General features: G+C 70.2%; 21 protein-coding genes and 2 pseudogenes. 9 read left to right on the top strand and 14 right to left on the bottom strand.

Annotated features, from left to right (window positions below; all coding sequences use genetic code 11):
- Window positions 1–3 precede the first annotated feature (3 nt).
- The 4 genes from ABZ876_RS36770 to ABZ876_RS36755 form a co-directional block, all read right to left on the bottom strand.
- Window positions 4–624 carry an SRPBCC family protein gene (locus ABZ876_RS36770; RefSeq protein WP_361790089.1) on the bottom strand — a complete coding sequence of 207 codons (621 nt, stop codon included), beginning with the start codon at window positions 622–624 and terminating at the stop codon, window positions 4–6.
- Window positions 625–1,522: 898 nt separating this feature from the next.
- Window positions 1,523–2,626: a hypothetical protein gene (locus ABZ876_RS36765; RefSeq protein WP_361789992.1), complete on the bottom strand. Its 1,104-nt coding sequence runs from the start codon at window positions 2,624–2,626 to the stop codon at window positions 1,523–1,525.
- A gap of 490 nt (window positions 2,627–3,116) precedes the next feature.
- The gene (locus ABZ876_RS36760; RefSeq protein WP_361789989.1) at window positions 3,117–3,533 is read right to left on the bottom strand and encodes a hypothetical protein; all 417 of its coding nucleotides are present in this window, start codon (window positions 3,531–3,533) and stop codon (window positions 3,117–3,119) included.
- A gap of 223 nt (window positions 3,534–3,756) precedes the next feature.
- Complete coding sequence (locus tag ABZ876_RS36755) at window positions 3,757–4,461, bottom strand: HdeD family acid-resistance protein (RefSeq protein ID WP_361789986.1); 705 nt, start codon at window positions 4,459–4,461, stop codon at window positions 3,757–3,759.
- Between the two features lie 223 nt (window positions 4,462–4,684).
- On the opposite strand from ABZ876_RS36755, the pseudogene ABZ876_RS36750 reads away from it, so the two are divergent.
- Window positions 4,685–4,950: pseudogene (locus ABZ876_RS36750) on the top strand (transposase); the annotation flags it as partial.
- 126 nt (window positions 4,951–5,076) lie between these two features.
- On the opposite strand, the gene ABZ876_RS36745 reads toward ABZ876_RS36750, so the two are convergent.
- Window positions 5,077–5,511, bottom strand: coding sequence for a cation-transporting P-type ATPase (locus tag ABZ876_RS36745; protein WP_361790086.1), 435 nt, complete (start codon window positions 5,509–5,511; stop codon window positions 5,077–5,079).
- A gap of 940 nt (window positions 5,512–6,451) precedes the next feature.
- On the opposite strand from ABZ876_RS36745, the gene ABZ876_RS36740 reads away from it, so the two are divergent.
- Window positions 6,452–7,555 (top strand): AI-2E family transporter, encoded by a 1,104-nt coding sequence (locus tag ABZ876_RS36740; RefSeq protein WP_361789983.1) that lies wholly within the window; start codon window positions 6,452–6,454, stop codon window positions 7,553–7,555.
- An 87-nt stretch (window positions 7,556–7,642) separates the two neighbouring features.
- Here the strand turns inward: ABZ876_RS36740 and ABZ876_RS36735 are convergent, their stop codons facing one another.
- Entirely contained in the window at window positions 7,643–8,257 is a 615-nt protein-coding gene (locus ABZ876_RS36735; protein ID WP_361789980.1) for a hypothetical protein, read from the bottom strand.
- A gap of 257 nt (window positions 8,258–8,514) precedes the next feature.
- Window positions 8,515–9,408 carry a GNAT family N-acetyltransferase gene (locus ABZ876_RS36730; RefSeq protein WP_361789977.1) on the bottom strand — a complete coding sequence of 298 codons (894 nt, stop codon included), beginning with the start codon at window positions 9,406–9,408 and terminating at the stop codon, window positions 8,515–8,517.
- Window positions 9,409–9,589: 181 nt separating this feature from the next.
- On the opposite strand from ABZ876_RS36730, the gene ABZ876_RS36725 reads away from it, so the two are divergent.
- Window positions 9,590–10,225: a carbonic anhydrase gene (locus ABZ876_RS36725; RefSeq protein ID WP_361789975.1), complete on the top strand. Its 636-nt coding sequence runs from the start codon at window positions 9,590–9,592 to the stop codon at window positions 10,223–10,225.
- 16 nt (window positions 10,226–10,241) lie between these two features.
- Here the strand turns inward: ABZ876_RS36725 and ABZ876_RS36720 are convergent, their stop codons facing one another.
- The 5 genes from ABZ876_RS36720 to ABZ876_RS36700 form a co-directional block, all read right to left on the bottom strand.
- Window positions 10,242–10,625, bottom strand: coding sequence for an ATP-binding protein (locus ABZ876_RS36720; RefSeq protein WP_361789973.1), 384 nt, complete (start codon window positions 10,623–10,625; stop codon window positions 10,242–10,244).
- A 158-nt stretch (window positions 10,626–10,783) separates the two neighbouring features.
- Window positions 10,784–11,506 (bottom strand): LUD domain-containing protein, encoded by a 723-nt coding sequence (locus tag ABZ876_RS36715; RefSeq protein ID WP_361789971.1) that lies wholly within the window; start codon window positions 11,504–11,506, stop codon window positions 10,784–10,786.
- Window positions 11,503–12,960: a lactate utilization protein B gene (locus ABZ876_RS36710; RefSeq protein WP_361789969.1), complete on the bottom strand. Its 1,458-nt coding sequence runs from the start codon at window positions 12,958–12,960 to the stop codon at window positions 11,503–11,505. The genes ABZ876_RS36715 and ABZ876_RS36710 overlap by 4 nt, the downstream gene beginning before the upstream one ends.
- The gene (locus tag ABZ876_RS36705) at window positions 12,957–13,730 is read right to left on the bottom strand and encodes a (Fe-S)-binding protein (RefSeq protein WP_361790083.1); all 774 of its coding nucleotides are present in this window, start codon (window positions 13,728–13,730) and stop codon (window positions 12,957–12,959) included. Before ABZ876_RS36705 ends, ABZ876_RS36710 begins: the two co-directional genes overlap by 4 nt.
- Window positions 13,731–13,750: 20 nt before the next feature.
- Window positions 13,751–15,466 carry an L-lactate permease gene (locus ABZ876_RS36700; protein WP_361789967.1) on the bottom strand — a complete coding sequence of 572 codons (1,716 nt, stop codon included), beginning with the start codon at window positions 15,464–15,466 and terminating at the stop codon, window positions 13,751–13,753.
- Window positions 15,467–15,645: 179 nt separating this feature from the next.
- Here ABZ876_RS36700 and ABZ876_RS36695 point away from each other — a divergent pair, with 179 nt between their 5' ends.
- Window positions 15,646–16,437, top strand: coding sequence for a FadR/GntR family transcriptional regulator (locus ABZ876_RS36695; protein WP_361789965.1), 792 nt, complete (start codon window positions 15,646–15,648; stop codon window positions 16,435–16,437).
- A gap of 377 nt (window positions 16,438–16,814) precedes the next feature.
- Here the strand turns inward: ABZ876_RS36695 and ABZ876_RS36690 are convergent.
- Both ABZ876_RS36690 and ABZ876_RS36685 read right to left on the bottom strand, forming a co-directional pair.
- A pseudogene (locus ABZ876_RS36690) lies at window positions 16,815–16,939 on the bottom strand (IS5/IS1182 family transposase); the annotation flags it as partial.
- Window positions 16,940–16,999: 60 nt separating this feature from the next.
- Window positions 17,000–18,175 (bottom strand): MFS transporter, encoded by a 1,176-nt coding sequence (locus ABZ876_RS36685; RefSeq protein ID WP_361789963.1) that lies wholly within the window; start codon window positions 18,173–18,175, stop codon window positions 17,000–17,002.
- A 54-nt stretch (window positions 18,176–18,229) separates the two neighbouring features.
- On the opposite strand from ABZ876_RS36685, the gene ABZ876_RS36680 reads away from it, so the two are divergent.
- The 5 genes from ABZ876_RS36680 to ABZ876_RS36660 all read left to right on the top strand — a co-directional run bounded on the left by ABZ876_RS36680 (window position 18,230) and on the right by ABZ876_RS36660 (window position 23,079).
- The gene (locus tag ABZ876_RS36680) at window positions 18,230–18,973 is read left to right on the top strand and encodes a helix-turn-helix transcriptional regulator (RefSeq protein WP_361789961.1); all 744 of its coding nucleotides are present in this window, start codon (window positions 18,230–18,232) and stop codon (window positions 18,971–18,973) included.
- 1,238 nt (window positions 18,974–20,211) lie between these two features.
- Window positions 20,212–20,556: a MerR family transcriptional regulator gene (locus ABZ876_RS36675; RefSeq protein ID WP_361789959.1), complete on the top strand. Its 345-nt coding sequence runs from the start codon at window positions 20,212–20,214 to the stop codon at window positions 20,554–20,556.
- Window positions 20,557–21,116: 560 nt separating this feature from the next.
- Entirely contained in the window at window positions 21,117–21,662 is a 546-nt protein-coding gene (locus tag ABZ876_RS36670) for a hypothetical protein (RefSeq protein ID WP_361789957.1), read from the top strand.
- Between the two features lie 431 nt (window positions 21,663–22,093).
- Window positions 22,094–22,351, top strand: coding sequence for a LysR substrate-binding domain-containing protein (locus ABZ876_RS36665; RefSeq protein ID WP_361789955.1), 258 nt, complete (start codon window positions 22,094–22,096; stop codon window positions 22,349–22,351).
- Window positions 22,352–22,416: 65 nt separating this feature from the next.
- Window positions 22,417–23,079 carry a maleylpyruvate isomerase family mycothiol-dependent enzyme gene (locus ABZ876_RS36660; RefSeq protein ID WP_361789953.1) on the top strand — a complete coding sequence of 221 codons (663 nt, stop codon included), beginning with the start codon at window positions 22,417–22,419 and terminating at the stop codon, window positions 23,077–23,079.
- Window positions 23,080–23,169: the final 90 nt, after the last annotated feature.

Genomic DNA, 23,169 nt, shown 5'->3' with positions numbered 1-23,169 from the left:
GGGTCAGCCGACGGGCCACTGGGCGACACGGCTCCTGGGCGGTTCCGGGGTGTCGTGCTGAACCCGGCCGTTGCGGATGGTGCCGCGCCAGGCACCGCCCTCCTGACCGAGCCCTTCGATGAAGTGCTTGAAGCTCACCAGTTCCCCGCGCACCAGTCGCACGGTCAGCCCCACGACCCTGGACGAGCGGGTGAGGACCTTCGCGGCCCCCTGCGGTTGGAGGAGCATCCGGACCGTGATCGCGGTGCCACCGGACTCCGTCGGCCTGAACTCGACCTCGCCCTGGTGGGTGGGGTGCTGCTCCAGGCCACGCCAGGCCAGGTAGGCGTCAGGGTCCTGTTCCACGATCTCGACCGCGAAACGGTGACGCAGGGGGCCGTAGCCGATGGTCCACGCGGTGACGGTAGGCCTGATCTGCTCGACGTCGCGCACCACGGTCGAGAAGCGCGGGAACGTCTTGAACTGCGTCCACTGGTTGTAGGCCGTGCGGACCGGCACCGCGACCTCGACCGTCTCCTCGACGTGCCGCTCGCGCAGCGGACGGCGGCGTGTGACGCCGTCGCCGTCGGAGCGCATGCCCCGGGTGTTCGGCACGGCCTGCACACCGTCGTCTTCGTGCGCCATCATGGTCCTTCTTCCGGTGAGGGAGCCGGGCGTCCAGAGACCCGGCCCTCCCCTTATGGGGCAGGGCATCTCTTCCGGTTCCCCGATCCCGGGTTTTGAGTCACCCGACCGCGTAGGCGTCCCGGGCGGCCCCGAGCGCGAGAAGGTGCCGGGCCCGGCTCGCAGGAGGGGCGCCGAGCCCGCGGCTGCCTGGTGCCCAGGCGTTTCGGCACGGGCACCAGGGCGTGGCTGCTCTCCGGGCTGGCGTCGCTGCGGGCTGTTGGGCGATGCCGCGGCCCGGGGGGCAGTTGGAGGTGACCGAGCCGGTGACCGTTCAGGAACAGCCGCACGGCGTGGGGCAAGGTGCGTGCTGGTTCATGCGGCGGTGTGGTGACGCGGGGTGGCGGCCTGCCGGGGCGGCTGGTCGGGGCCCGGCACAGTCGTAGAGAACCTGCTGGTCGTGTGCCGGGGGCCGGGCCCTGAGCCTGCTCTGGTCGGGGCAGTCGCCTGGGGCGCTGCCCTCACTCTCGTGGGCACGTGACGAGGCCCAGCAGGCGGTGTTCTCAGGCTGGTTGGGCCTCTGACGGCGTGGAGTGCCGTGCCCGAAGCGCCGGACAGGCTGCCGGGGCCTGGTGGGTGTTGCGCAGGATGGCCCGGATGGTCTGCGTGTCTTGCTGCGCGTCCTCAAGGCTCTGGAAGGAAGAGGGCAGCGAAGTCCCGGAGAAGATAAGGGCAAGAGCGGGTCTCGTGGCGAACGCCCTGGCGCCCAGAGCCTGCTCGGTGCCGATGACCGATGGGATGCCCGGGTGCGGTAGCCGGCGGCGGGGGCTGCTCGGACGGCTGCGCTCGCCCCTGCCGCCGGTGTACACCTGAGCACGGCTGCGGCGGGCGATCGCGCCGCAGCCGGTCGGGAGCCCGGTCAGTTCATGCAGCCCGGAGGAATGACGGGGCTGCCCTGGCAGTTGGTCGGCGTGTTGTTCGTGATCAGCAGACGCCTGGCCTGCCACTGGGTGTTGGTCCACACACCGCCCGGAGCGAGGGTGGCGGAGTTTCCGGCGATCCGCACGTTCGATGCGGTGACCTGTCCACCCAGGTTGTAGACGCCCCCGCCCTTGCCCGCGCCCCCGGTGACCGTGTTGTTGCTGATCGACGTGTCCTTCAGGAGCAGCGGACCGTCGTTGTAGATGCCTCCGCCCCCGGGCGATGCCGAGATGATGCCAGCGGTGTTGCGGTCGACGGTCGAGCCGAGGACCTGCAGGTCGGCGTCGTTGTCGATGCCACCACCGCCGTCACCCGACGTCGCGATGTTGTCATCGACCTGGCTGTCCCGGACGACGGCCGTGCCCTCGCCGAACTCCAGGCCTCCACCGTCGAAGCTCGCCACGTTGAACCGGATCACGGACTTGCTGATCGTGGTCTTGGCCGTGCTGCCGAACTGGACCAGCCCGGCACCGAACGTGGCGGTGTTGGCCACGAGTTCGGAGTCGTTGATGGTGGCCGTACCGAGCACCCCCACCCCGCCGCCGTTGCGATCGGAGGAGTTCTCGCTCACCCGGCTGTGGTCCAGTCGCAGACGGCCACCGGACTGGACCCGGATCCCCGCGCCGAGCTCCGGCTGCCCGGTGATCCTCCCGCCCTTGACGGTCAGGTTCTGCACCTTCAGGTCCCCGCCCGCGGCCACGTCGAGGATCCGGAACGGACCGGACGCCGACGGGTCGCGTTGGATGGTGGCGTCATTGCCCAGGATGGTGATCCGACTGGTGATGGCCGGCAGACCGTCCTGGCCGGCGTAGGCGGTGGTCAGATGGTAGGTGCAGCGCGAGGCCAGGCTCAGCCTGCTGTCGTTGCGGCTGTTCGCGGTCTGGATCGCGGAGATCAGGGCGGCCGTGCTGCACGGCACGCGCACGCCGCCACCGTGGTGGACGGATGCCGACGCCACGGAAGCGTACGGGCCGGCGAGGACGACGGCGGCTCCGCCGAGGCAACAGGCGGCCTGCCGGATGAGGGCGGCTCGGCTGGGCATTGCGGTTTTCCTTCCGGCGCGGGGAGCGTCGAGGCGCGGGATGCGCGGTCGCCCAGCATCCGTGGGAGATGACGCCCCAGCCCTCGGCCACGCCCGGCCCCGGACATCTGTCCCCCTCCAGCGGGACGGATGTCCGCCGCGGGGTGCTCCACCCGGACGACGCGACGTCTTCGGCCCGCTCTGCCGGCCTCGGCCCGGACGCGCGTGATGTGGGCATGCCGGAGCGGGTACGAGTCCGGTGCCGACGAGGCAGCCGTCGAGGACGTCGGGACGGTACCGGATCTACGACGGCCGACGGGCCACCGGACGGGTGCAGGCCGACGGCCCACCGAACCATCGGGCCGCCACCAGGACGTCGACTGTACTCCAGCAGGATTTCGCTGTCTGACCTGCGGGTTTCATCGGGCGGCTGGAGTGTAGTGGGCCGCGGAGTGGTCAGGGGCTACCCGACGACGCCACGCTCTTGATCGACAGCGCCCGGAACAGAAGATCAGATCACTGCGCCGCGTGGCCCCAGCGAAGTCGCTTCCCGGACGGCGCGGGCTGTCAGCGCGTGGATCCGGACCGAGGCCGCTTCGCATGTCAGCAGGGCGTAGCGATGCAGAACACGCAAGGCGTCATGCGCCGTGCTCGGGTCACACCCGCCGAGATGGTCCAGGACCGCCTCGGTGGCCCACAGGGCCCCGGGGTGGCCGGCCGGATCCAGGAATGCGGCGATGTGCAGGGCCGGCCGGGCGAGACCAACGGGTTCGGCCGTGTCGGCTGCTTCCAGGGAGAGCAGGAGTGCGGTGGCGATCTGCCGTCCGTACTTTTCGGTGTCGGCAGAGGGCGGCAGGACAGCCGCAATTGACCGGCTGGTCCTGAATCGGTCGAGGTAGGCCGTGCAGTCCATACGCTTGTTGATCATGTAAGCGGTCGCCCCTTCCTCGTCAATCGCGGGATCACTCGTTCAGCCCAACGAGGCAGCGACGGCAGGGAAGCGGATCATCTGACTACCCAAAAGCTACCCGCCGGTTACTTTTCCCCCGGGGACAGAGGTAGGAGTCGGGGCCTTGGAGAGGGAGCGCGGACATGCATCAGCGAACGGTCGGAGAGCTGCTCTGTCCGGCCGGTCAGTCAGGCTCTAAGGATCAGTGCTGGGGGTGTGGACGGGCCCGGAACAGGGGTCGCCGCTCGGCGGTGCTACCCGGAGCGAGATGGCCGATCTCAACGCGCGTCCTGATGGCGCGGACCACCTCGGTCAGCCCCAGGACTATGGCCATGACTCCCACCACCAGGGTGAGTGTCGCGATCGTGACGAACGGCATGATGATCATCACAATGCCGGCCAGCGCGCCGAGGATGCCGAAGACCAGGTGCCAGTCGCGCGCCGGCATGTCCGGGGCGGACGCCGCTGCGGCCGTCTCCGTGGTGCCGCGCAGCAGCCAGCTGAAGCCGATCCACAGGGCGAGCAGCAGGATCGACTCCAGGGGGCCCCTGAAGCAGATCAGTCCCAGCAGGATGGAGGCCGCACCAGTGATGAAGTGCAGTACCCGAAGATGCCCAGGGACGTGGGCGCCGAAGGCGGCGGCCAGCTGGAAGACGCCGGTGACCAGCAGGTAGACGCCGAAGAGGACGCCGGCGACCCGCAGCGTCGCGCCCGGCCAGACCAGGGCGATGACGCCCAGGGTGATGCCGGCAAGGCCCATGGTGAGTAGGATCTGCCAGCCCGTGTTCGCCAGGGCAGCCACCACGCCTCCTACCAGGGGTGCCTCCGGCGTGTGCGGTTTGTCTTGCGTGTGCGGCTCGGTGCCGGGCGGGGGAACGGCGCCCGGGGAATCTGAGGGAGAGGTCATGACGCCTGCCTCCTTCTAGGAGCAGTGTGGCCACGTCAGTACACGTTCATCGTCACCCGATCGGCCCCATGCCGCTCGGTGGGGCTCGGAGCATGCGCGTGGTCCGCTGCATGCGGGCGGGACGGCCCGCGTCCATGCGCCAGTCGTTGGTGTGATCTTGCGGCATGCTGTTTGCGTGTCGAGCAAGTTGGTCGAGCGGATAGTGCCGGACGGGTTGTAGGAGCTGTTTCAGCGGGTGGCGCCGCCGGCTCCGGTGCGACCGCAGGGTGGCGGTCGCAGACGGCACGGCGACCGGGAGGTCCTGGCGGCAATGGTGTTCTCGCCACGTCAGGCTGTACGTGGAACCAGCTTCCGCCCGGCTTTGGCCCATCGGGCGTGACCGCGTTCCGCCGGTTCACCGAGTGGTCGCAGGCTCGTGTGTGGGCCAAGCCGCATCGCCTGATGCTCGACGAACTGGGCAGCCAGCGTGAGCTGGACTGGTCGCGGTGTAACGAGTACCGCGTCGTGCTTCTCGCCGTCTCGGCGGCGAAAAGCACGAATAGCGCATGAACGGCTCAAGCGGCACGGACAGGCTCAGCGAGCATGCGTCTGTGGGGTCTGCCGTGCGAGGGCGGATCACCGACTGCGTCGGCCACGTAGAAACGCGACGCAGACGGGGGGCGAGGAACGGGCGCGTGGGGAGACACGGTCGTGCCCGTCGGGTGTGGACCCTTCACCGGCGGACGGCGGAGGGCTTGCCGGTGCGGCAGACGGGTGACGGTGCTGAACCGTGCTGCGCGGCGGCGCAAATGCCGGTGGCCTGGAGCAGGTTCGGGGCGAGCCCGTGGACCCGTGGTCCGGTAGAAGATCCGCTTGCCGAGCTCGACGAGGAGCAGGTAGACGACGACCATGGCGGCCACGGCGCGCGGCCAGCAGCAGGCCGAGCAGCGGGGACCGCAGCTGATGCCACAGCACCGGCCACACCCGAGCTCGGTGGGAGTGGACGGCGTTCGGTCCCCAGCGCTTCAGCCGTCGTGCTGCCTCCTCCGACGACAGGCCGCCTTCCGGCACCTGGAGATCACGGAGCACCTGCGCGGTGTCCGAACGCGGATTCACGATCAGACAGGGCCGTCGTGCGCCGGTCGCAGGGCGTGACGCGTTCTCGGTCACGGCACGTACCGACAAGCCGCATGCATCAGCCCGGCGCACGTCACTGGCGAGAGCAGGGCAGTCGCGATCACACCCGCAGCTGGTGGCGCCCTCCCCCACCGGGCCGACGCTCCGGCGATCGCGCGTGTGGCCACCGCCTCCATGACACTCCTTCGAGAGTTGCGGCCTACGGCACCAGCTTGCAGCTCAGCCTGAGCATCCGCACCTGTGACGTACGTGGTCGTCCCGCCATCGCCGTCAAGGGCCACGGCGCCCGGACCGGTCCCCGCAACGAGTCCACCGCCGCCGGGCCCACGGCTTTTCCCATCCTGCGTGCCCCGGGGTCGGACGGCGCAAGGATCTGGATGTGGATGAGCCACGGAAGCGCGCTCACGCAGAAGGTTCGCTACCGCTCCACTGCACGGCATCAGCCACGAGGCCAGTGCCGAGGAATGAGCGGCAAGCCCTCGAAGTCTCTGCGGCCTGCTGAGTCGAGACGTTCAGGTGCCGGCCAATCATGTGAATGATCTCTTTACCCGTGGTGCCCACTTCAGCCGCGGTGTACAGATGAGAGCTCGGAGTCTTCTCCGGCGCCAGCCGATCGAGGCGGCCGATGCGCAGGGCGTAACCGGCCTCCCAGCGATATGTGCCAGCCGCCGTAGCAGGACAGAGGCCGCCTCGCGGCGGTCCATGGGGGACGGCCGAGGCATCCGCTGGTTGTGTCCACCTACTCCGATGTGGGTTGGCGGCGACTTGACGCAGCCCGTCTCAGAGGCTGGCACGTGTGACGGCAGGGAGATCACGTCTCCCCGGGGCGAGGGGTTCCTCGTTTGCCGAGACAGCGGCTGGGCACCCGGTGCCCATGGCGACGCGTCCGGTTCCGGTGCGAACCATCCTCGCCACCATCGGTCTGGTGCTCGCCACCTACGTCGTACTCGAGCTGGTGGTCCAGGCTCGCCGGGTCTTGATCTGGGCGGTCATCGCGTTGTTCCTGGCCGTCTCTCTTCATCCCGCGGTCGAGGCGCTGCAGCGACGGGTGCCGCGGTGCCGACGGTCGGTGGCCACTTTGCTGGTCTTTCTGGCTGCGGCCGCGGCCGTTGGCGCGGTGGTCGCCCTGTTCGTCATACCCCTGGTTCAGGAGGGAAGCCGGTTCGCCGGTCGTCTGCCCGTGATGATCAGGGACGCCCGGGCCGGCCGCGGGCCAGTCGGTAACCTGCTGGAGCGGATCCACGCTCTGCGGTATGTCCAGCGGCATCAGGCGCAGATTCACGCATTCGGCACCGGGCTGACCAAGCCTGCCTTGAAGTTCGTCCGCAGTGCCGCGACCACCGTGACAGGCGCTCTGACCATTTTTGTCCTGGCCTATCTGATGGTGTTGGAGGGGCCCAAGGCCATAGACCGGTCCTTGGCGCTCGTGGACGAGGCACCCGCGGCCCGCATACGCCGCGTCGGAGCCGCGTGCGCCCGTACTGTCAACGGCTACCTGACCGGAAACTTGCTGATCAGCGTCATCTGCGGGCTCCTGACCTACGTGGTGCTGCTGGTTTCCGGAGTGCCGTTCGCCGGCCTGCTGGCCCTCTTCGTCGCCGTGACCGACCTCATTCCCTTGGTGGGGGCCACCATAGGGGCTGTCGTCGCCTCCTCAGTAGCGTTCGTTCATTCCCTGCCGGCCGGCATCGGAGCCATCGTCTTCTTCATCGTCTATCAGCAGGCCGAAAACCACCTCCTGCAACCGGTCATCCTGTCTCGAACGGTCAAACTCAACCCCCTCACCGTGCTGCTGGCCATCCTGATCGCCGCCGAAGTCGCCGGGATACTCGGTGCCCTGCTGGCGATTCCCGTCACCGGCATCATCCAAGTCGTCCTCGGTGACATCTGGGCTCACCGCGGCGGTCGGCGGCTGGGGCTGCCGATGCGGCCAGACAACAGCCCCGCGAACCCCGACCGGTCCGACACCGCCGAATGACCGCCGTATGGAATCCGGCCCCCATAAGGCAGCGAGGGAGTTGTCCAAGGAGGACTCCTCCCTTCGACCTCCAAGCGGTGCCGCGGGCTACATCATGCCGGCGTAAATGCGGCGGGACGCTTCCTCGCCAAGGTCGATGGCCCGGTTCGTGGCCCGGCGCACGATGCGCTGGTGTTCCTGCGGTTTCTCGTCGTCGGCGCCGACGGGTGGCGGGCAGGCGGAGCCGGCGATGCCGTGGCGGTGTGTTCGCTTCGTCGCCGCCCGGAACTCCGGATTGTCGGCGAGTCCGGCCGCGATCCGCTCAGCCTCGGCGTCGGCCCGCTGACGGGCGTCCTGGGCGCGCTGTGGTGCGGGGAGGCGGTTCTGCTCGGTGAACCCCGTCCAGGCGTCCTGCAAATCGGCATGCCAGGCGGCTTCCTCACTCCAGCAGCGGGGCAGTCCCTCGGCCACAAAGCACATCACCACGACCGTGGTCTGCCTGGCGTGGGCGCGCGCGGCACGGCGCAGCCGCTTCAGCTCCTTTTGAGCCTCCAGGCTCAGCTCGTCCTCGACACCGGATTCGGCGTCGGACCCATCGTCGCCCCAGACGGCGAACTCCTCCGCGGCGAACACGACGCTGTCGAAGTACAGCACCCGCGCTCCGCACGTTTGGGCGATGTCGATGAACCCTTGGGCGTCGATCTCATCCCCCGTCAGCAGCACATGCCACCCCTCTCCCCCGGTACGGCAGCCAGGGGTTTCAACCCTTTCCCCTCAGCCCATGCGGGGATCTGATCGACCAGCTTCCGCAGATCAGCACCGACGGCGCGCTGAGCCGGAACCGCCGCGCGGTACTCCCTCCAACCACTCGCCACCCTCTGTAGCGAACTGACAGCAGAGAGTAGATTTCAGGTCTGACAACGGGCGGCCGCGGGGCCACCGGCTGGGGACCGTCGCCCCGCCCCGACCGCGCAGACCGCTTAATCCGGCACCGGGGACGGCGCGGGCAGCCTGGCGAACGTGAGCAGCCGGTCGACCTCGGTGAAGTCGGAGGCCGCGTACGTGCGCAGGGCCACGGCGGGGTCCCGTTCCGGGTCGGCGCCGGGCTCGTCGAGGTAGACGATCGCCTCGCGGGCACCCAGGCCGACCAAGACGTCCAGCGCGCTGCCGAGCAGGCCCACACCCATGCCCTGGCCACGGGCGTGAGGAGCTACGGTGATGCTGCGGATCAAGCCGACCCCGTCGACAGGGCCTTCGAGGGTGGCCTGGGCCAGGACGTGTCCGGAGCGGCGGACCTCCAGATGCTTGCCCCAAGGCGAGTCGGTGTCCTTCATCTGGAAGTCGGCGACATGGGGCAGGCCTGCGATGGGCAGCTCGGCCCGCAGGTACCGGCGCCCGCCTCGGATGGTGAAGCCCGCGGCCTGAAGAGCTTCCCGGGTGACCCGGCGACGGTACCCCGGCAGACCGACCAGGCCCCGGGTCACAGCGCACGCCAGTGTGAAGGCGTGCACGGGCCGACTGGCGCAGCACTCAAGCGCCTGGGCGATCAAAGCCTGGGCCGTGGAGAAGTCCTCACGGCAGTGCAGCCACAGCAGCAGCACCGTGCCGTCGCCCGGCTGCCCGGCGCAGGAGATGACGCCCGCGATATGGCCGCCGGGTGTGCACAGCACCGTGGTGATGACCGTCCCCTCCAGCGCGGCCCACACATCGAGGTCAGCAGCTGAGCGGCCGGCCACGGCATCGGCGAGCATCCACGCGGAACACGCCGGCTGGCCCGGCAGCCGGTCCGCCGCGAGCAACTCCAGCACCCCCGCCTCGTCCGCCGACTCGAACGGGCGCAGCCGCGCGGACCCCGCCCCCAGGAGGATCGTCATGCCGGCACCTCCCAGGCATGTGCAGCACTCCCCTACCCCTAGCGTCTCCCCTCCAGGCCGGCGCTGCCAGCCGTGCGGTGACCAACCGGACGACCCGCAGCCTGCCGTACCTCGGTCAAGCACCGGTGCACTACGAGCCCCGGCCGTGCGACGGCTGGTGCCGGACTCTAGGCTGCGGGGCATGAGCGAGATCAAGACCCCGACGCCCAGCGAGGCCTTCGAGCTGCTGATGGCCGGCAACCAGCGCTTCGTCGCCGGCACCCCCGAGCACCCCAACCAGGACGCCGCCCGCCGCGCCGAAACCGCTCCGTCCCAGCAGCCCTTCGCCGTGCTGTTCGGGTGTTCCGACTCCCGGCTGGCCGCCGAGATCATCTTCGACCGCGGCCTGGGCGACCTGTTCGTGGTCCGCACCGCCGGCCACGTCACGGGCCCGGAGGTGCTGGGCAGCATCGAGTTCGGCGTTCAGGTGCTGGGCTGCCCGCTGGTGATCGTGCTCGGTCACGACTCCTGCGGCGCGGTCGGCGCCGCGAGCGCCGCGCTGAAGGACGGGCAGACGTCGGGTGGCTTCGTCCGCGATGTCGTCGAGCGGGTCACCCCCAGCGTGCTGGCGGCGCGGGCCGCCGGACACGTGGAGCCGCAGGAGGTCCTCGCCGAGCACATCCGGCACACCGTCGACCTGCTGCTGGACCGCTCCCGGGTGCTCGCCGAGAAGGTCGCCGCCGGCCAGGCCGCCGTGGTGGGCCTGCGCTACCGCCTGGCCGACGGCAGCGCCCAGCTCGTCGCCTCCCGCGGCCTCGAGGTAACGGCCGCCTCCTGATCACCTGGTCCCGGGGTCATCGCTCCCTCCCCGGCCGGGGCAGGCATGCCCAGGCGCAGGAGCCCACTGGGGTGCGCTGCATGCCGCAGTCGGTGGCGTGCGCATGCACCAGGTGCAGACCTCGGCCGCTCTCGGCGAGTTGCCCGGCCGGGTCGTAGTGGTATGCGGTGGTCCGCTCCCGCCAGATCCCGTCGTCCTGGACACGGATCACGATCTTCTCCGCGGTACAGTCCAGGCGTAGGGTCACCCCGGTCGCGCCGCTGTGCAGCACAGCGTTGGTGACCAGTTCGGAGACCACGATGCGGGCGGCGTCGGCCACCTCGTCCCCCACGTGCCACCAGCTGAGCTGGGCGGTGGTGAACGACCGGGCCAGCGCGGCCGCGCGGCACTCGGCCCGCATCGCGCACACTGCCACGCAGCGCGGGGGCGGATCGCCGCGGAACCTGCGTCGCCGTCTGGGCGATGGCCGGTCCGGCCGGGAGGCCGGCTCGGCTCGTGAGATCGGCTCGGGCCGGGCGACAACCGGTCCGAGGTGACGCACAGGATGACGGATGGACATCACGACTCCGCGGGGTCGTCGATCGGCCGGTGGTCTGCGGGCGGCGGTTCGGTGGCGACGACCAGGACCTCGAGGGTGCGCGGGCCGTGTACGCCCTCCACCCGCTTCATCTCGATGTCGCTGGTGGCCGACGGGCCGGAGACGAAGGTCAGCGGCCGGACCGGATCGAGGAGGGCCATGGCCTCGGGCACCGAGCGCACGATCCGGTCGGCCGGGATCACGCACAGGTGGTAGTCGGGCACCAGGGTCAGCGCCCGGCGCCCCTGGCCCGGGCCGCCGTCGAGGACAAACGTGCCGGTGGCCGCGACGCCGGTGGCCGCGGTGGTGAGCACACCGTCGACGGCGTCCAGCGCGTCCAGGCCGACGGGCGGGTCGTCGCCGAGCACCCGAACCCCGGCCAGGCCGGCGCGCCAGGGCTCGGGGAACCCGTGCGGAACCACCACCGTGCCGGCGCCCCGCCCGGTGAGCGCCTCGGCGATCGCGGAGGGCGCGGCGGTTGCGTCAACCAGGCGTGCCGACGCGCCGTAGTCGGCGAGGCGTTCCAGGAAGAGCGCGACCGTCTGTGGGGAGCCGGCCTCCCCCTGGCGTTGCGCGCCGCCCGCGTTGCGGTAGCCCCGCGGCACCTGCGCGTACCTCTGCTCGACCGCGGACGAGTCGCCTACCGCGCGCCGGATGCGGGCCAGTACCTCCTCGCGCGCGGCCGAAGGAAATGAAGCCGTCATGGGTGCGTCCTCCTCCACCAGGTACGAAAGCTCTCCGGGGCGGGAGCCGGCAGGTCGCGCGCGTCGGTCCACCCCGCGAGGGGCCCGGGCAGTCGGCGGATCCGCCCGTTGTGGCGCACCAGCCGGGCCGCGGCGGCCGCCATGCGCTGCGCCCCGGCCAGCCGTCGGGGGGAGGACAGCGCCCAGCGTGCCGCCGCCATCGCCAGCCGTTCCGGTCCCGGGAGCGGGCGCCGACGCTTGCCGTCCACCACGCGGGCGCGCAGGTGGACCAGGACCTCGGGAATGTTGATCTTGACGGGGCAGACCTCGTAGCAGGCACCGCACAGCGTCGAGGCGTAGGGCAGCGAGCGGTCCACCGGGGAGGCGGTGCCGCGCAGCTGGGGGCCGAGGATCGCGCCGATCGGGCCGGGGTAGACAGACCCGTAGGCGTGACCGCCCACCCGCTCATAGACCGGACAGACGTTGAGGCAGGCCGAGCAGCGGATGCAGTTGAGCGCCTGCCGGCCGATCGGGTCGGCCAGGGTTGCGGTGCGCCCGCCGTCGAGGAGGACCACGTGGAACTCCCGGGGCCCGTCTTGGTCGGCCGTCCCGGTCCAGGTCGAGGTGTAGGGGTTCATCCGCTCGCCCGTGGAGGAGCGGGGCAGCAGTTGGAGGAAGACCTCCAGGTCCTGCCAGCGCGGAACGACCTTCTCGATGCCGGCCAGGCAGATCAGGGTCTGCGGGAGGCTCAGGCACATGCGCCCGTTGCCCTCCGACTCGGCCACGACGACCGTCCCGGTCTCGGCGACCAGGAAGTTGGCGCCGCAGATGCCCACCTCGGCACGCAGGAATTTCTCCCGCAGATGCCGCCGGGCCGCCTCCGCGAGCTCCTGCGGGTCGTCGCCGAGTGTGCCGGTCTCGCCAAGGTCGTCGCCGGCTGCGTGCGTGCCCATCTCGCGGCGGAAGATCTCCCGGATCTCCGCGCGGTTGCGGTGGATGGCGGGCACCAGGATGTGCGAGGGCCGGTCCTGGCCGAGCTGCACGATCAGTTCGGCCAGGTCCGTCTCGTACGCCCGGATGCCGGCCTGCTCCAGCGCGGTGTTGAGGCCGGTCTCCTGGGTGGCCATCGACTTGACCTTGACCACCTCGTTCCGGCCGGTCCGCTTTACCAGGTCCGCCACGATGCGGTTGGCCTCCGCCGGGTCGCGGGCCCAGTGCACCGTGCCGCCCGCGGCGGTGACCTGCTCTTCGAACTGCAGGAGGTAGCGGTCCAGGTGGAGCAGGGTGTGCTCCTTGAGTGCACGTCCGGCCTCGCGCAGCTCCTCCCAGTCAGGCAGCTCGCCGACCGCCTCGTCGCGCTTGTCGCGGATGGTGCGGGTCGCCTCGGCGAGGTTGTGGCGCAGTTGTGCGTCGCCGAGGGCGTCCCGCGCCGCCCGGGGGAACGCCGGCATGCCGAGGAACGTCGTGCCGTTCACCGGTGGGCCACCCCTTCTGCGGTACGGGGCGCGGACGCCGGCTCGTCCTCGGTGGACGCCAGGATCTCGGCGAGGTGGAGGGTGCGCACACCGGTGCGCAGCCGGGTCAGGGCGCCGCCGATGTGCATCAGGCAGGAGTTGTCCGTGGCGCACAGCACCTCGGCTCCGGTGCCAAGGACGTGCCGGACCTTGTCCGCGCACATGGCCACCGAGGTGTCCGCGTTCTTCAGCGCGAAGGTGCCGCCGAAGCCGCAGCACTCCGTGGCCGACGGCAGCTCCACCAGGTCGATGCCGCGTACGGCCCGCAGCAGCGCCAGAGGTTGGCGGACCGCCTTGAGCATCCGCAGCGTGTGGCAAGTGGGGTGGTAAGTGACCCGGTGAGGGAAGTAAGCCCCGACGTCCACCACGCCGAGAACGTCGACCAGGAACTCAGAAAGCTCGTACACCGGTGGGGTGTGGCGCACCGCAGCCGCCAGCCGGGTGTCGCCGGCCACCTCGGCCACCCGCCCGTGGTACTCGCGGACCATGGCGGCGCACGAGCCGGAGGGGGTCACGACGGCGTCGTAGCCGTCGAAGACCTCCGTGAAGCGGCGGACCAGCGGCACGCACTCGCGCTGGTAGCCGGTGTTGAAGTGCATCTGGCCGCAGCAGGTCTGCCCCAGCGGGAAGTCCACGGTGCAACCCAGCCGTTCCAGCAGCCTGACCATCGCCCGGCCGGTGCCGGGGAAGAGGGTGTCGTTGAAGCAGGTGACGAACAACGCGGTGCGCATGGTCTCTCCGGTACGGAAGTTCACGGGAGCATCCCCGCCAGGACGCCGGACTGCAGGTAGACCAGCGTGCACAGCGCCAGCAGCAGGCCCAGGCTCCATCTGACCGCTCCGCGCAGCAGGTCCGGCTCGCGGCCGGCCAGGCCCACGGCGGTGGCCGCGATGGTGAGGTTCTGCGGGCTGATCATCTTGCCGAGGACGCCCCCGGAGGTGTTGGCGGCGACCAATAGCGTGGGCGACAGGCCGGCCTTGGCTGCGGCAGTCTGCTGCAGGGTGGCGAAGAGCGCGTTGGCGGAGGTGTCCGACCCAGTGACGGCGGTGCCCAGCCAGCCCAGTACCGGGGAGAAGAACGCGAAGGCGGCGCCGGTGCCGGCGATCCAGGATCCGATGGTGATGGTCTGGCCGGAGAGGTTCATCACGTAGGCCAGGGCGAGCACCGCGGCGATGGTGAGTACGGCCCAGCGCAGTTTGACGAGCGTGGCGCCGAACTCGCGGGCGGCCGTGGCCGGGCTGATGCGGTAGGCGGCGGTGACGAGCAGGCCGGACAGGAGCAGCAGGGTGCCCGGGGAGGACAGCCAGGAAAGGTGGTAGACGGTGGTCGAGCTGACCTTGCCGGCCACCGTGAGGACCTGCCCGTCGAGACCGGGCCAAGGGATGTCGGCGGTCGTTGCGGCCAGCGCCTGCTGCACCGGCTTGACCAGGTTGGCGACCGAGAAGACGGCGATCACCACCAGGTACGGCAGGAACGCCATGAACAGGCGGGGGCCGGCGATCGCCTCCCGCGGCGCCTGCGTGGTGCCGGACGCCGCCGGCCGGGTCCGGGTGCCCACCGCGGCGGCGGGGCCGGGGGCTGGGGCGGAGCCTGCCGGACCGTCGGGAGCCTGCGGATGGGCGGCGCTCAGTTCGGCGCGGGCCTGCTCGCCGCCGCGCGGCTGCCACAGACGCAGGAAGACGACGACGGCGGCCAGGGCGGCGAGTGAGGCGATGATGTCGGTGAGTTCGACCGAGAGGAAGTTGGAGCTGGTGAACTGGGCCAGCGCGAAGACCGCCCCGCACACCAGGGCCACCGGCCAGGTCTGGCGGACGCCGCGCCGGCCGTCGACCAGCGCGACCAGCAGGAGCGGCACGAAAAGCGCGAGCAGCGGTGTCTGCCGTCCCACGTACGCGCCGATCTCGGTGTAGGGGATCTTCGTCAGACCGCCGGCGGTGATGATCGGTATGCCGATGGCGCCGAAGGCGACGGGGGCGGTGTTGGCCACCAGGACGGTGACCGCGGCGCGGAACGGCGCCAAGCCGACGGCCATGAGCATCACGCCGGTGATCGCCACCGGGGCGCCGAACCCGGCGAGCGCCTCCAGCAGGCCGCCGAAGCAGAAGGCGATGATCATCGCCTGGACCCGAGGATCATCGCTGATCAGGTGAAATGCCTGGCGCAGATCCTCGAAGCGCCCGGTGACGACGGTCAGCTGGTACAGCCAGATGGCGGTGACCAGGATCCACACAATCGGGAAGAGGCCGAAGGCGGCACCCTCACCGGCGGACAGTAGCGCGAGTCGGGCGGGCATGTGGTAGCCCGCGACCGCGACGACGACCGCCACGGCGAGGGAGGCGAGCCCGGCCCAGTGGGCGCGCAGCCGCGCGCCGCCGAGCAGCACGAACAAGGTGAGCAAGGGAAGAGCGGCCACGAGAGCGGACAACGCGAGGCTGCCTGCGACCGGGGAGAGGTGAGGCTGGTACATAGCGGACCCTCATTAGCTTGGTCAGACCATAGCTTGGACGGGCTCCAAAGTTAGGTCCGCCAACGGTTCCGGTCTAGAGCGTGACGCGAATTTCTTGCTTGGTCTGACCAAACAATGGGCATACATCGGGCTATTATCGAGCTGGCGGACGAACCCCCACCTTGACGAGAAGGGCTTTCATGGCTGAGCCGACGATCTGGGAACCTGTGCCGCGCTCGCGCACCTACGAGCTGGTCCTCGCGCGGATCGAGGAGCAGATCCTGGCCGGCAAGCTGCGCGTCGGGGACCGGTTGCCGCCCGAACGCGAACTCGTCGAGCTGCTCGGGGTCAGCCGCGCCGCGATCCGCGAGGCGTTGCGAGTACTGGAGGCCCAAGGGGTGCTGCGGGCCCGGGTGGGCACCGGTCCCGACTCCGGCAGCGTCATCGCCGCCATGCCCAGCGCGGGCCTGACCCAGCTGCTGCGGCTGCACATCGCGCTGGCGAACTTCCCCGTCAAGGACGTCGTGGAGGCCCGCGCCGCGCTGGAGCGGTCGAGCGCCCGCCTCGCCGCCGACCAGGCCACCGAGGCGGACCTGGCCCGAATGGCCGAATGCCTGGCGCACATGGACGCCCCCGACGTCTCCCGCGAGGAGTTCAACGACCACGACACCCGCTTCCATGTCGCCATTGCCGAGGCCGGGGGCAACCGCCTGGTCACCGACCTGACCGTCGCGGTGCGCAACGCGGTGCGGCACACCCTCTTGACGGCCTTCCACCGGATGGAGGACTGGGAGGACGAACGAGACCGCCTGCGCGCGGAACACCACGCCATCCACGACGCCATCGCGGTCGGGGACGCCGAACGCGCTGGCGACCTGGTCGAGTTCCACATCCGTCGCTTCCACCACGACGTGGTGCGAACGGTCCTTCAGTCCTCCGAAGGCGCCTTGGCCCAGTCGGCGGTCTGGGACAGCCCCCCACGGCAGCGATGAGCCGCAACGCGTGGGTCAGCAGCACCATCGACGGTCAGCGTCCCGGTGGAGACTTTTGACTGCTCCCCCTGAGTTCGGTGGTCTCGCTGAGGGTTCGCCGCTTCTTCTGCGAACGGGCTTCCTGCCCACGGCGCACGTTCACCGAGCAGGTCCCGGACCTGAGCGAACGCTACCGGCGCCGCAGCGTCGGGCTGCGGCGATGGATGCAGGCCAGCGCAACGCTCCTGGGCGGCCGCCCCGGTGAACGCCTGTGCCGCACCCTGGATCACGCTGCCCCCGCGGCACTCTGCGGCCGCAAGAGGAAGACCGACTTCTCCTGGTGCGGCCGGCCTGCCCGGACATCGCTCGTGTCCCCGTACTGCAGACCAGTACGGGGACACTCCGTTGATCACCTGTCGGTGATCGCGCCACGGGCGCCCCGCCCGTCAACGCCCGGCAGCAAGGGTGCTATCCGCTCCCACGCCGCACTCGTCAACTCGCCCCGGCGCACGGCAAGATCCATGATCAGGCACGTCCTCGTCGGCCCGGTTGGCCATGTGTGTGGCTGCTGGTCCGTACGGGTCTATGCGTCTTGTCGTGCTGGTGCGACAGGCTGGGGCTTGAGGACGACAGGTTCGGGCAGGGCACGGAAAAGCAGCCAGCTCAGGGCAGGCATGGCGATCAGGGGTGTCAGAGCCATCTGCAGGGAGGTGGAGTCGGCCAGGCGTCCCAGCAGGGGGCTGACCAGGCCGCCGATGCTGACGGTGAGGCCGAGGGTGACGCCGCTGGCGGTGCCGATGCGGGAGGGTAGATAGTCCTGGCCGAGGGTGACCTGCAGGGAGAAGGGAACATACAGGCCGGCAGAGGTGAGGGCCACGAAGAGGAACATGGCCGGACCGGGCGTGTAGATCACCCCGGCGACAGCGACGATCGAGACCAGGTAGGACCAGCGGGAGACGCAGACTCGGTCGAAGCGATTGGCCAGAGAGCCGCCCAGCACTGAGCCGACGGCACCGCCCAGGAACAGCAGGAACAGGGCGATGGTCCCTGCGGTGGTGTTGCCGTGCATGCGCTGCTGGGCGTAGAGGGAGATGAAGGTGCTCAGGCCGGTGAAGACGATGGAACGGAAGACCACCGCCAGGGACAGCTTCACGAACGACGCCACGTCGTCGGCGCCTACGCCTGTGGACATCGGGGAGGTACCGGCCTGACGTCGGCCGAGCATCTGGAGCACCGGCACGCACAGGGCGACACCGACGAGCGCGGGCAGGACCAGGACCGGTGTCCGGCGCAGTGAACCGTGTCCGACCACGAGAGACACCATGATCGGGGCGAGCGCGAAGCCGATGTTGCCGCCCAGAGAGAACCAACTCATCGCACTGTGGCTGCCCTGGCTGGCCAGCCGGGCCACGCGGGCGGACTCGGGGTGATAGGCGGCGACACCGATCCCGGAGATGGCGACGAAGACCAGAGTGAGCCCGTAGGAGCCGCTCAGGCCGCTCAGCGCGATGCCCGCGCCGCCCAGCAGGGTGCTGACCGGCAGCAGACACGGCATCGCCCAGCGGTCGGTGAGCGCGCCGAACACCGGCTGGGCCACCGACGACAGCAGGGACGCGGCCAGCACGATGCCGGACGCCACGGCATAGCTGTAGTCGCGCTCGGCCACGAAGAACGGGACCAGCGCCGCGACGGCGCCCTGGTAGATGTCGACGCAGGCATGGCCCACGGCCAGCAGAGAGATCGATGTATTCCTTCGCACCCGTCCATGCTGGGAGAAGCAGCCGGTGTCCCGCTTTCGATAGATTGCCAGGTGATGCAGAAAATCCGCCATACGCCTGTCGCGCCGACCCGGACCCAGCGTCTGCCGTCCGGCGGCGAGATCGACGCCCACCGCCATGACGACCACCAGATCGCCTACGCCAGCCAGGGCACCATCGCCGTCACCACCGACGCCGGCTCCTGGATCGCCCCCGCCACCCGCGCAATCTGGATCCCCGCCGGCACCGTCCACCACCACCAGGCCCACGGCGACCTCGACCTCCACCTCGTCGGCCTGCCCACCACCGAAAATCCCCTCGGCCTCGACAAGCCGGCCGTCCTCGCCGTCAACCCCCTCCTGCGCGAACTCATCATCGCCTACACACGCACCCCCGAGGACAACAGCCCGCCCCACCTGCGCCTACGCGCCGTCTTGCTCGATCAGCTCAAGACCTCACCCGAGCAACCGCTGCACCTGCCAACCCCCACCGACCCGCTGCTTCGGGAACTGCACGACATCCTGCGCGCCAACCCGGCGGACAACCGCTCCCTCGACACACTCGGCCGCCAGATCGGCGCCAGCGCCCGCACCCTCTCCCGCCACCTCCGCGACGACCTCGGCCTCACCTACCTGCAGTGGCGCACCCAGATCAGGCTCCACCAAGCACTGATCCTCCTGGCCGACCACACCCCCGTCACCACCGTCGCCCACCGATGCGGCTGGTCATCCGCCAGCACCTTCATCAACGTCTTCCGCCGCACCTTCGGCCACACCCCCGGCTCCCAGCCCGGCCTCTGACGGAGGACCCTGCCGACTCGGGGTCCGCCAAGATCCTTTTTCAGACACGGCCTAGACCGACCTAGACCGCAAAAGCAGCCCGCCGGCCGTCCACGCTGAAGACGCCATGCCGCAGGGCAGCACGGCAGCGGCGACGGTCCACCCGGGCGGTGCCCGGCAACTGCGCCATCCGGCTGGTTTTCACGTCGATGAACAGCGGGCCCGCCCGGCCCCGGCGCCGGCACGACCAGCCCGGCGACCACAGCGGCGCCGCACCACCGGGCCGCGGACCGCGGACAGGCACGCCCCGGGCGCGGGCCGCCCCGCCGAGAGCAGCCGTCCCCGCTGCGGAGGCTGGTGGTCTTCCCCGCAGCGGGGGCTGGTGGCGAGGTACGACGTTTTGCTGCGCCGGTTCCGTCCGGCCGTACCCAGCGGCGGGCAGGGCGGGCGCCGCAGGAACCGCGGGCCGGTGCCGTGCACCCCATGCGCCACCGGCCGCAGCCCAGCCCCGACAGCAGCGCCCGCCGTGCCCGGGGACATGGATCCGGCCACGGCGGCTGCGGGCCGGCCACCGCGGGAGCGCATGCGCTGCCCGCGGCGCGTTGCGCAGCGGGCGGCAAACCTCACAAGACCGCGAGCGCGACTGATCGTCCTGGTCCTGCCCATGAGCAGGGCGACCCCTATTCCACCGGCCCTGCCGCATCCACCCTCCCTCGGGAGCCGTCCAGTCAGCCAGCTGCTGCGCTGCCATGACCGGATGGGCAGGCACTCACCCCGAGACATCACTCTTCCGGGTGTATGTGCGACATACATCCACACATTGGTTCTGGAGAAAACCTGTTCCGGTCGCAGTAGACATTGCCTTGTCGCAGGGTTATGCTTCCACTGCTACCCAGGAAGTCGATAAGGGCATGGCAGAGATGAACTGCCGCCCATGCACGTCAAGCAGGGCGCAGCCCCACGGGGGGCTGTAAGCAGTACCCGCGGTATCCAGCAGTACAACCGAGTAACCAAAGTAAGGAGCAGAACGCCATCAGGATCGCCCGGGCGAGGAAGGCATCCGCCCGGGTACCGCAGGCCCCGGATTGGAAGGTGGTCCCCGGTCACGCATCCGCGATCCCCGCAGCTCTGCCCTCCCAGGCGGAACCTGCGGCCACAGAAGGCCGGCGCAGTTCGCCGGTAGATGGTGTTGAAAGCTCGGGGCCCGGATGCCGCACGGCACCCGGGCCCCCCGACGCATCCCCTGAAAGAAGAGGTCTATGCCCCCTGCCAGTCCCCGGCCCGTCGGCAACCTCGACGATGACGACTACCCCGCTTACACCATGGGCCGGGCCGCCGATATGCTCGGCACCACCCCCGCCTTCCTCCGTGCCCTCGGCGAACACCGCCTGATCACCCCCCTGCGCTCCGAAGGCGGCCACCGCCGCTACTCCCGCTACCAGCTGCGCATCGCCGCCCGCGCCCGCGAACTCGTCGACCAGGGCACCCCCATCGAGGCCGCCTGCCGCATCGTCGTCCTCGAAGACCAACTCGAAGAAGCCCAGCGCATCAACGAGCAAATGCGCACCCAAGGCCCCGAGCCACAGTCGAAGACCTCAGCCTGACTGATGACGCGCCTTGGTTGGTGACTCCTCCCCCGGCTGAAGCCGGGGGCTTTTCGTTACGCCGGGAGCGAGCCGTGGCGGAGCATCCGGCAGGCGATGCAGCGCAAGAAGCACCGACTTGCCGCCGCCGGTGGAGGCGCTGACCAGGATGTGCGGGGATTCGGCGTCCAGATCGACGCAGAGACCCGGGCGCCGGCGCCGATCGCGATGACCGGTGCGCACTGCGGAGCCTTGGCCACCGGCTCGCGCACCTCGGGGCCCTCGAAGAGGGCCTTCGCCGGGGCCTTTCGGGTCATGTTCACCCGGCACGTACGGCTTGCGTCCGGCCCGGTGCCAGGAGAACGGCACGCCCTGCAGGGCGAGTGTTCGAACATCAGGGATGGGGCGGACGCTTCCACCTGCTTGCCGAACGTCGTCTGCGCCATCGGCCGTGCCCTTTGGGTGTGCTTGCTGGCACCTCACACCCGAAAGCGGACACCGACGCCAGGACGGCGTGCCTGGGGATGGATTTCCGTGTGTCTGGGCGGGCGGATACGCCCTTGCCGGGTGAAGCTGGAGGCGTGAGCATCGGCAGCGAGCACCCGGTAAGTGCTGAGCAGATCCATGCGGCGCTGGCCGCTCTTGCGGCTGAGCCGGCGGCAGGTGCGAAGAAGCGGCCCGAGGGCCCGCAGGAAGCAGACCGCCTGCACCTGCTGGGCAGTCTGCTGGCGAAAACGGAGCTTGAGATCACCGCCGCAACCCGTCTGACCGAGGAAGGGGAGATGGAGGACGTCCTTGAGACGTTGCTCGGTTGGGGGGAACAGCTAGGAGCGGATCCTGCTCTCGCGGTCAACGTCCTGACGAACCGGCTGCAGCGCACCGCACTGCAGGTCTCCGAAACCGAGGCGGAAGAAGTGCCACCGGGCCGGGAGGCCGCCTTCGCCGCCGTCATGACAGCGGTGTACGCGCTCAGCGCCCAGCTGCACGCCGAGCGCGGCGACACAGAAGGAACCCGACACGCTCTGAGCGGGGCGGAAGAGGCCCTCATCGACATCCTGCACGGCATGCATGACCTGCGCGTCGCCATCGGCGACGCGCCCGGTCCCGAGAACGAAGCCGACAGCTGACCCGCTCGGCACCTGACACCCTCAACAGCCTTCACCGACGGGAGCCGGTACGGGGCCGCAGTGCGTCCCCCGACATCCTGTGCGCCCGCAGACTCCCCCGCGCGGCCGCCATGGCCAGGACCGTGTCGAGCTTCACGAAAGGACCGACCGGAATCCAGGGGAGCGCAGCTCGTCCCCGGGCCGTGTCCACACCGCCCATGCCGGGTCCCCCATGGTCAGGGGCGGCGCGAGCGCGGCCGGATGCGGTCGCGGGTGATCACCGGCCGCGGTCTCGGCGGGCCCCTGCCGCCGAACCTGCCCGCCGGACGACGAGGGGGTGCCGTCTTGTGCCGGACATGCCCGGGTGGGCGCCGAGACAGCGCTCGGCGCCCACCGGGCGCAAGGAAAGGAGCGGGGCAGGGGCCGGCCCGTGGTCGGGGGTTGCCCGGGCGGTGAGGCGTCGCCGCCCCGCCCCGGATCAGTTGGAGGCGTGGCTCGGGCTGGTCTCCGGCGCCACCGGCCACGCCTTCGACCTCGCCGCTTTACTCGCGGACTTCCACGACGCCCATCCCTCGGCGGAGGTGGCCCTCACAGAGGACGCCACGGAGCGGATGCAGGCCGCGCTCCTGGCCGGCGAACTCGACATCGCCGTGCCCCGGCTCCTCGACCACCGAGACGAAGTAACGAAGCTGAGGAAGTTCCATAACTAGCAATTCTAGTTACCAGCGAAACCATCTATTGGAGATATGTAGCAGTCGGCGGCACGCTTGATCGCATGGAAAACGCGACACCCCGCAAGGGGAAAAACACCGAGGTCAGGGCCGCGATCGCAGCGGAACGCCGGGAACTGGCGGACCTGCTCGACGGCCTGCGAGCCGACCATTGGGACGGGCAGAGCCTCTGTGCGGGATGGCGGGTTCGCGAGGTCGCAGCGCACATGTCGATGGGGTTCCGGCTCTCCCTGCCCACGACGCTCGGCGAGCTGGCCAAGGCGCGCGGCAACCTTCACCGCATGACCGACAGGGTCGCGCGCCGGGATGCAGCCGCCCACTCCACCACCGCACTCGCCGCCTTCCTGCGGGACAACGCCCACCATCCATGGACACCCCCGGTCGGCGGGCTCACTGCGGCACTCGGCCACGACGTCGTGCACGGGCTGGACATCACCGTCGCCCTCGGCCTCGACCGGCGCGTCCCCGAGAACCGGCTGCGCATCCTGCTCGATGGCATCCGGCCCAGCACCCTGAAGTTCTTCGGCGCCGACCTCGACGGAGTGCAGCTGTGCGCCGAGGACCTCGACTGGTCCTACGGCTCAGGCGCGCCCGTGTTCGGCGCCGCCCAGGACCTCCTGCTGCTGGCCTACGGCCGCAGACTCCCAGACGGCAAGCTCCGAGGAGCAACGAGCAACCGCTTCACCCGACCCGCCAAGAAAGCTTGACTTCCTCCCCCGCCTGAAGGCGGGGGATTCCAGCGGTCACCCGCTGGGCTTCCTGCTTCACCGACGACCGCCCCGTCCGGGAGGACTCCC

Source organism: Streptomyces sp. NPDC046931, from assembly GCF_040644655.1.
Taxonomy (GTDB): domain Bacteria; phylum Actinomycetota; class Actinomycetes; order Streptomycetales; family Streptomycetaceae; genus Streptomyces.
Note: the sequence above shows the minus strand (reverse complement) of the source record. Positions and strands in the feature narration are given on the sequence as shown.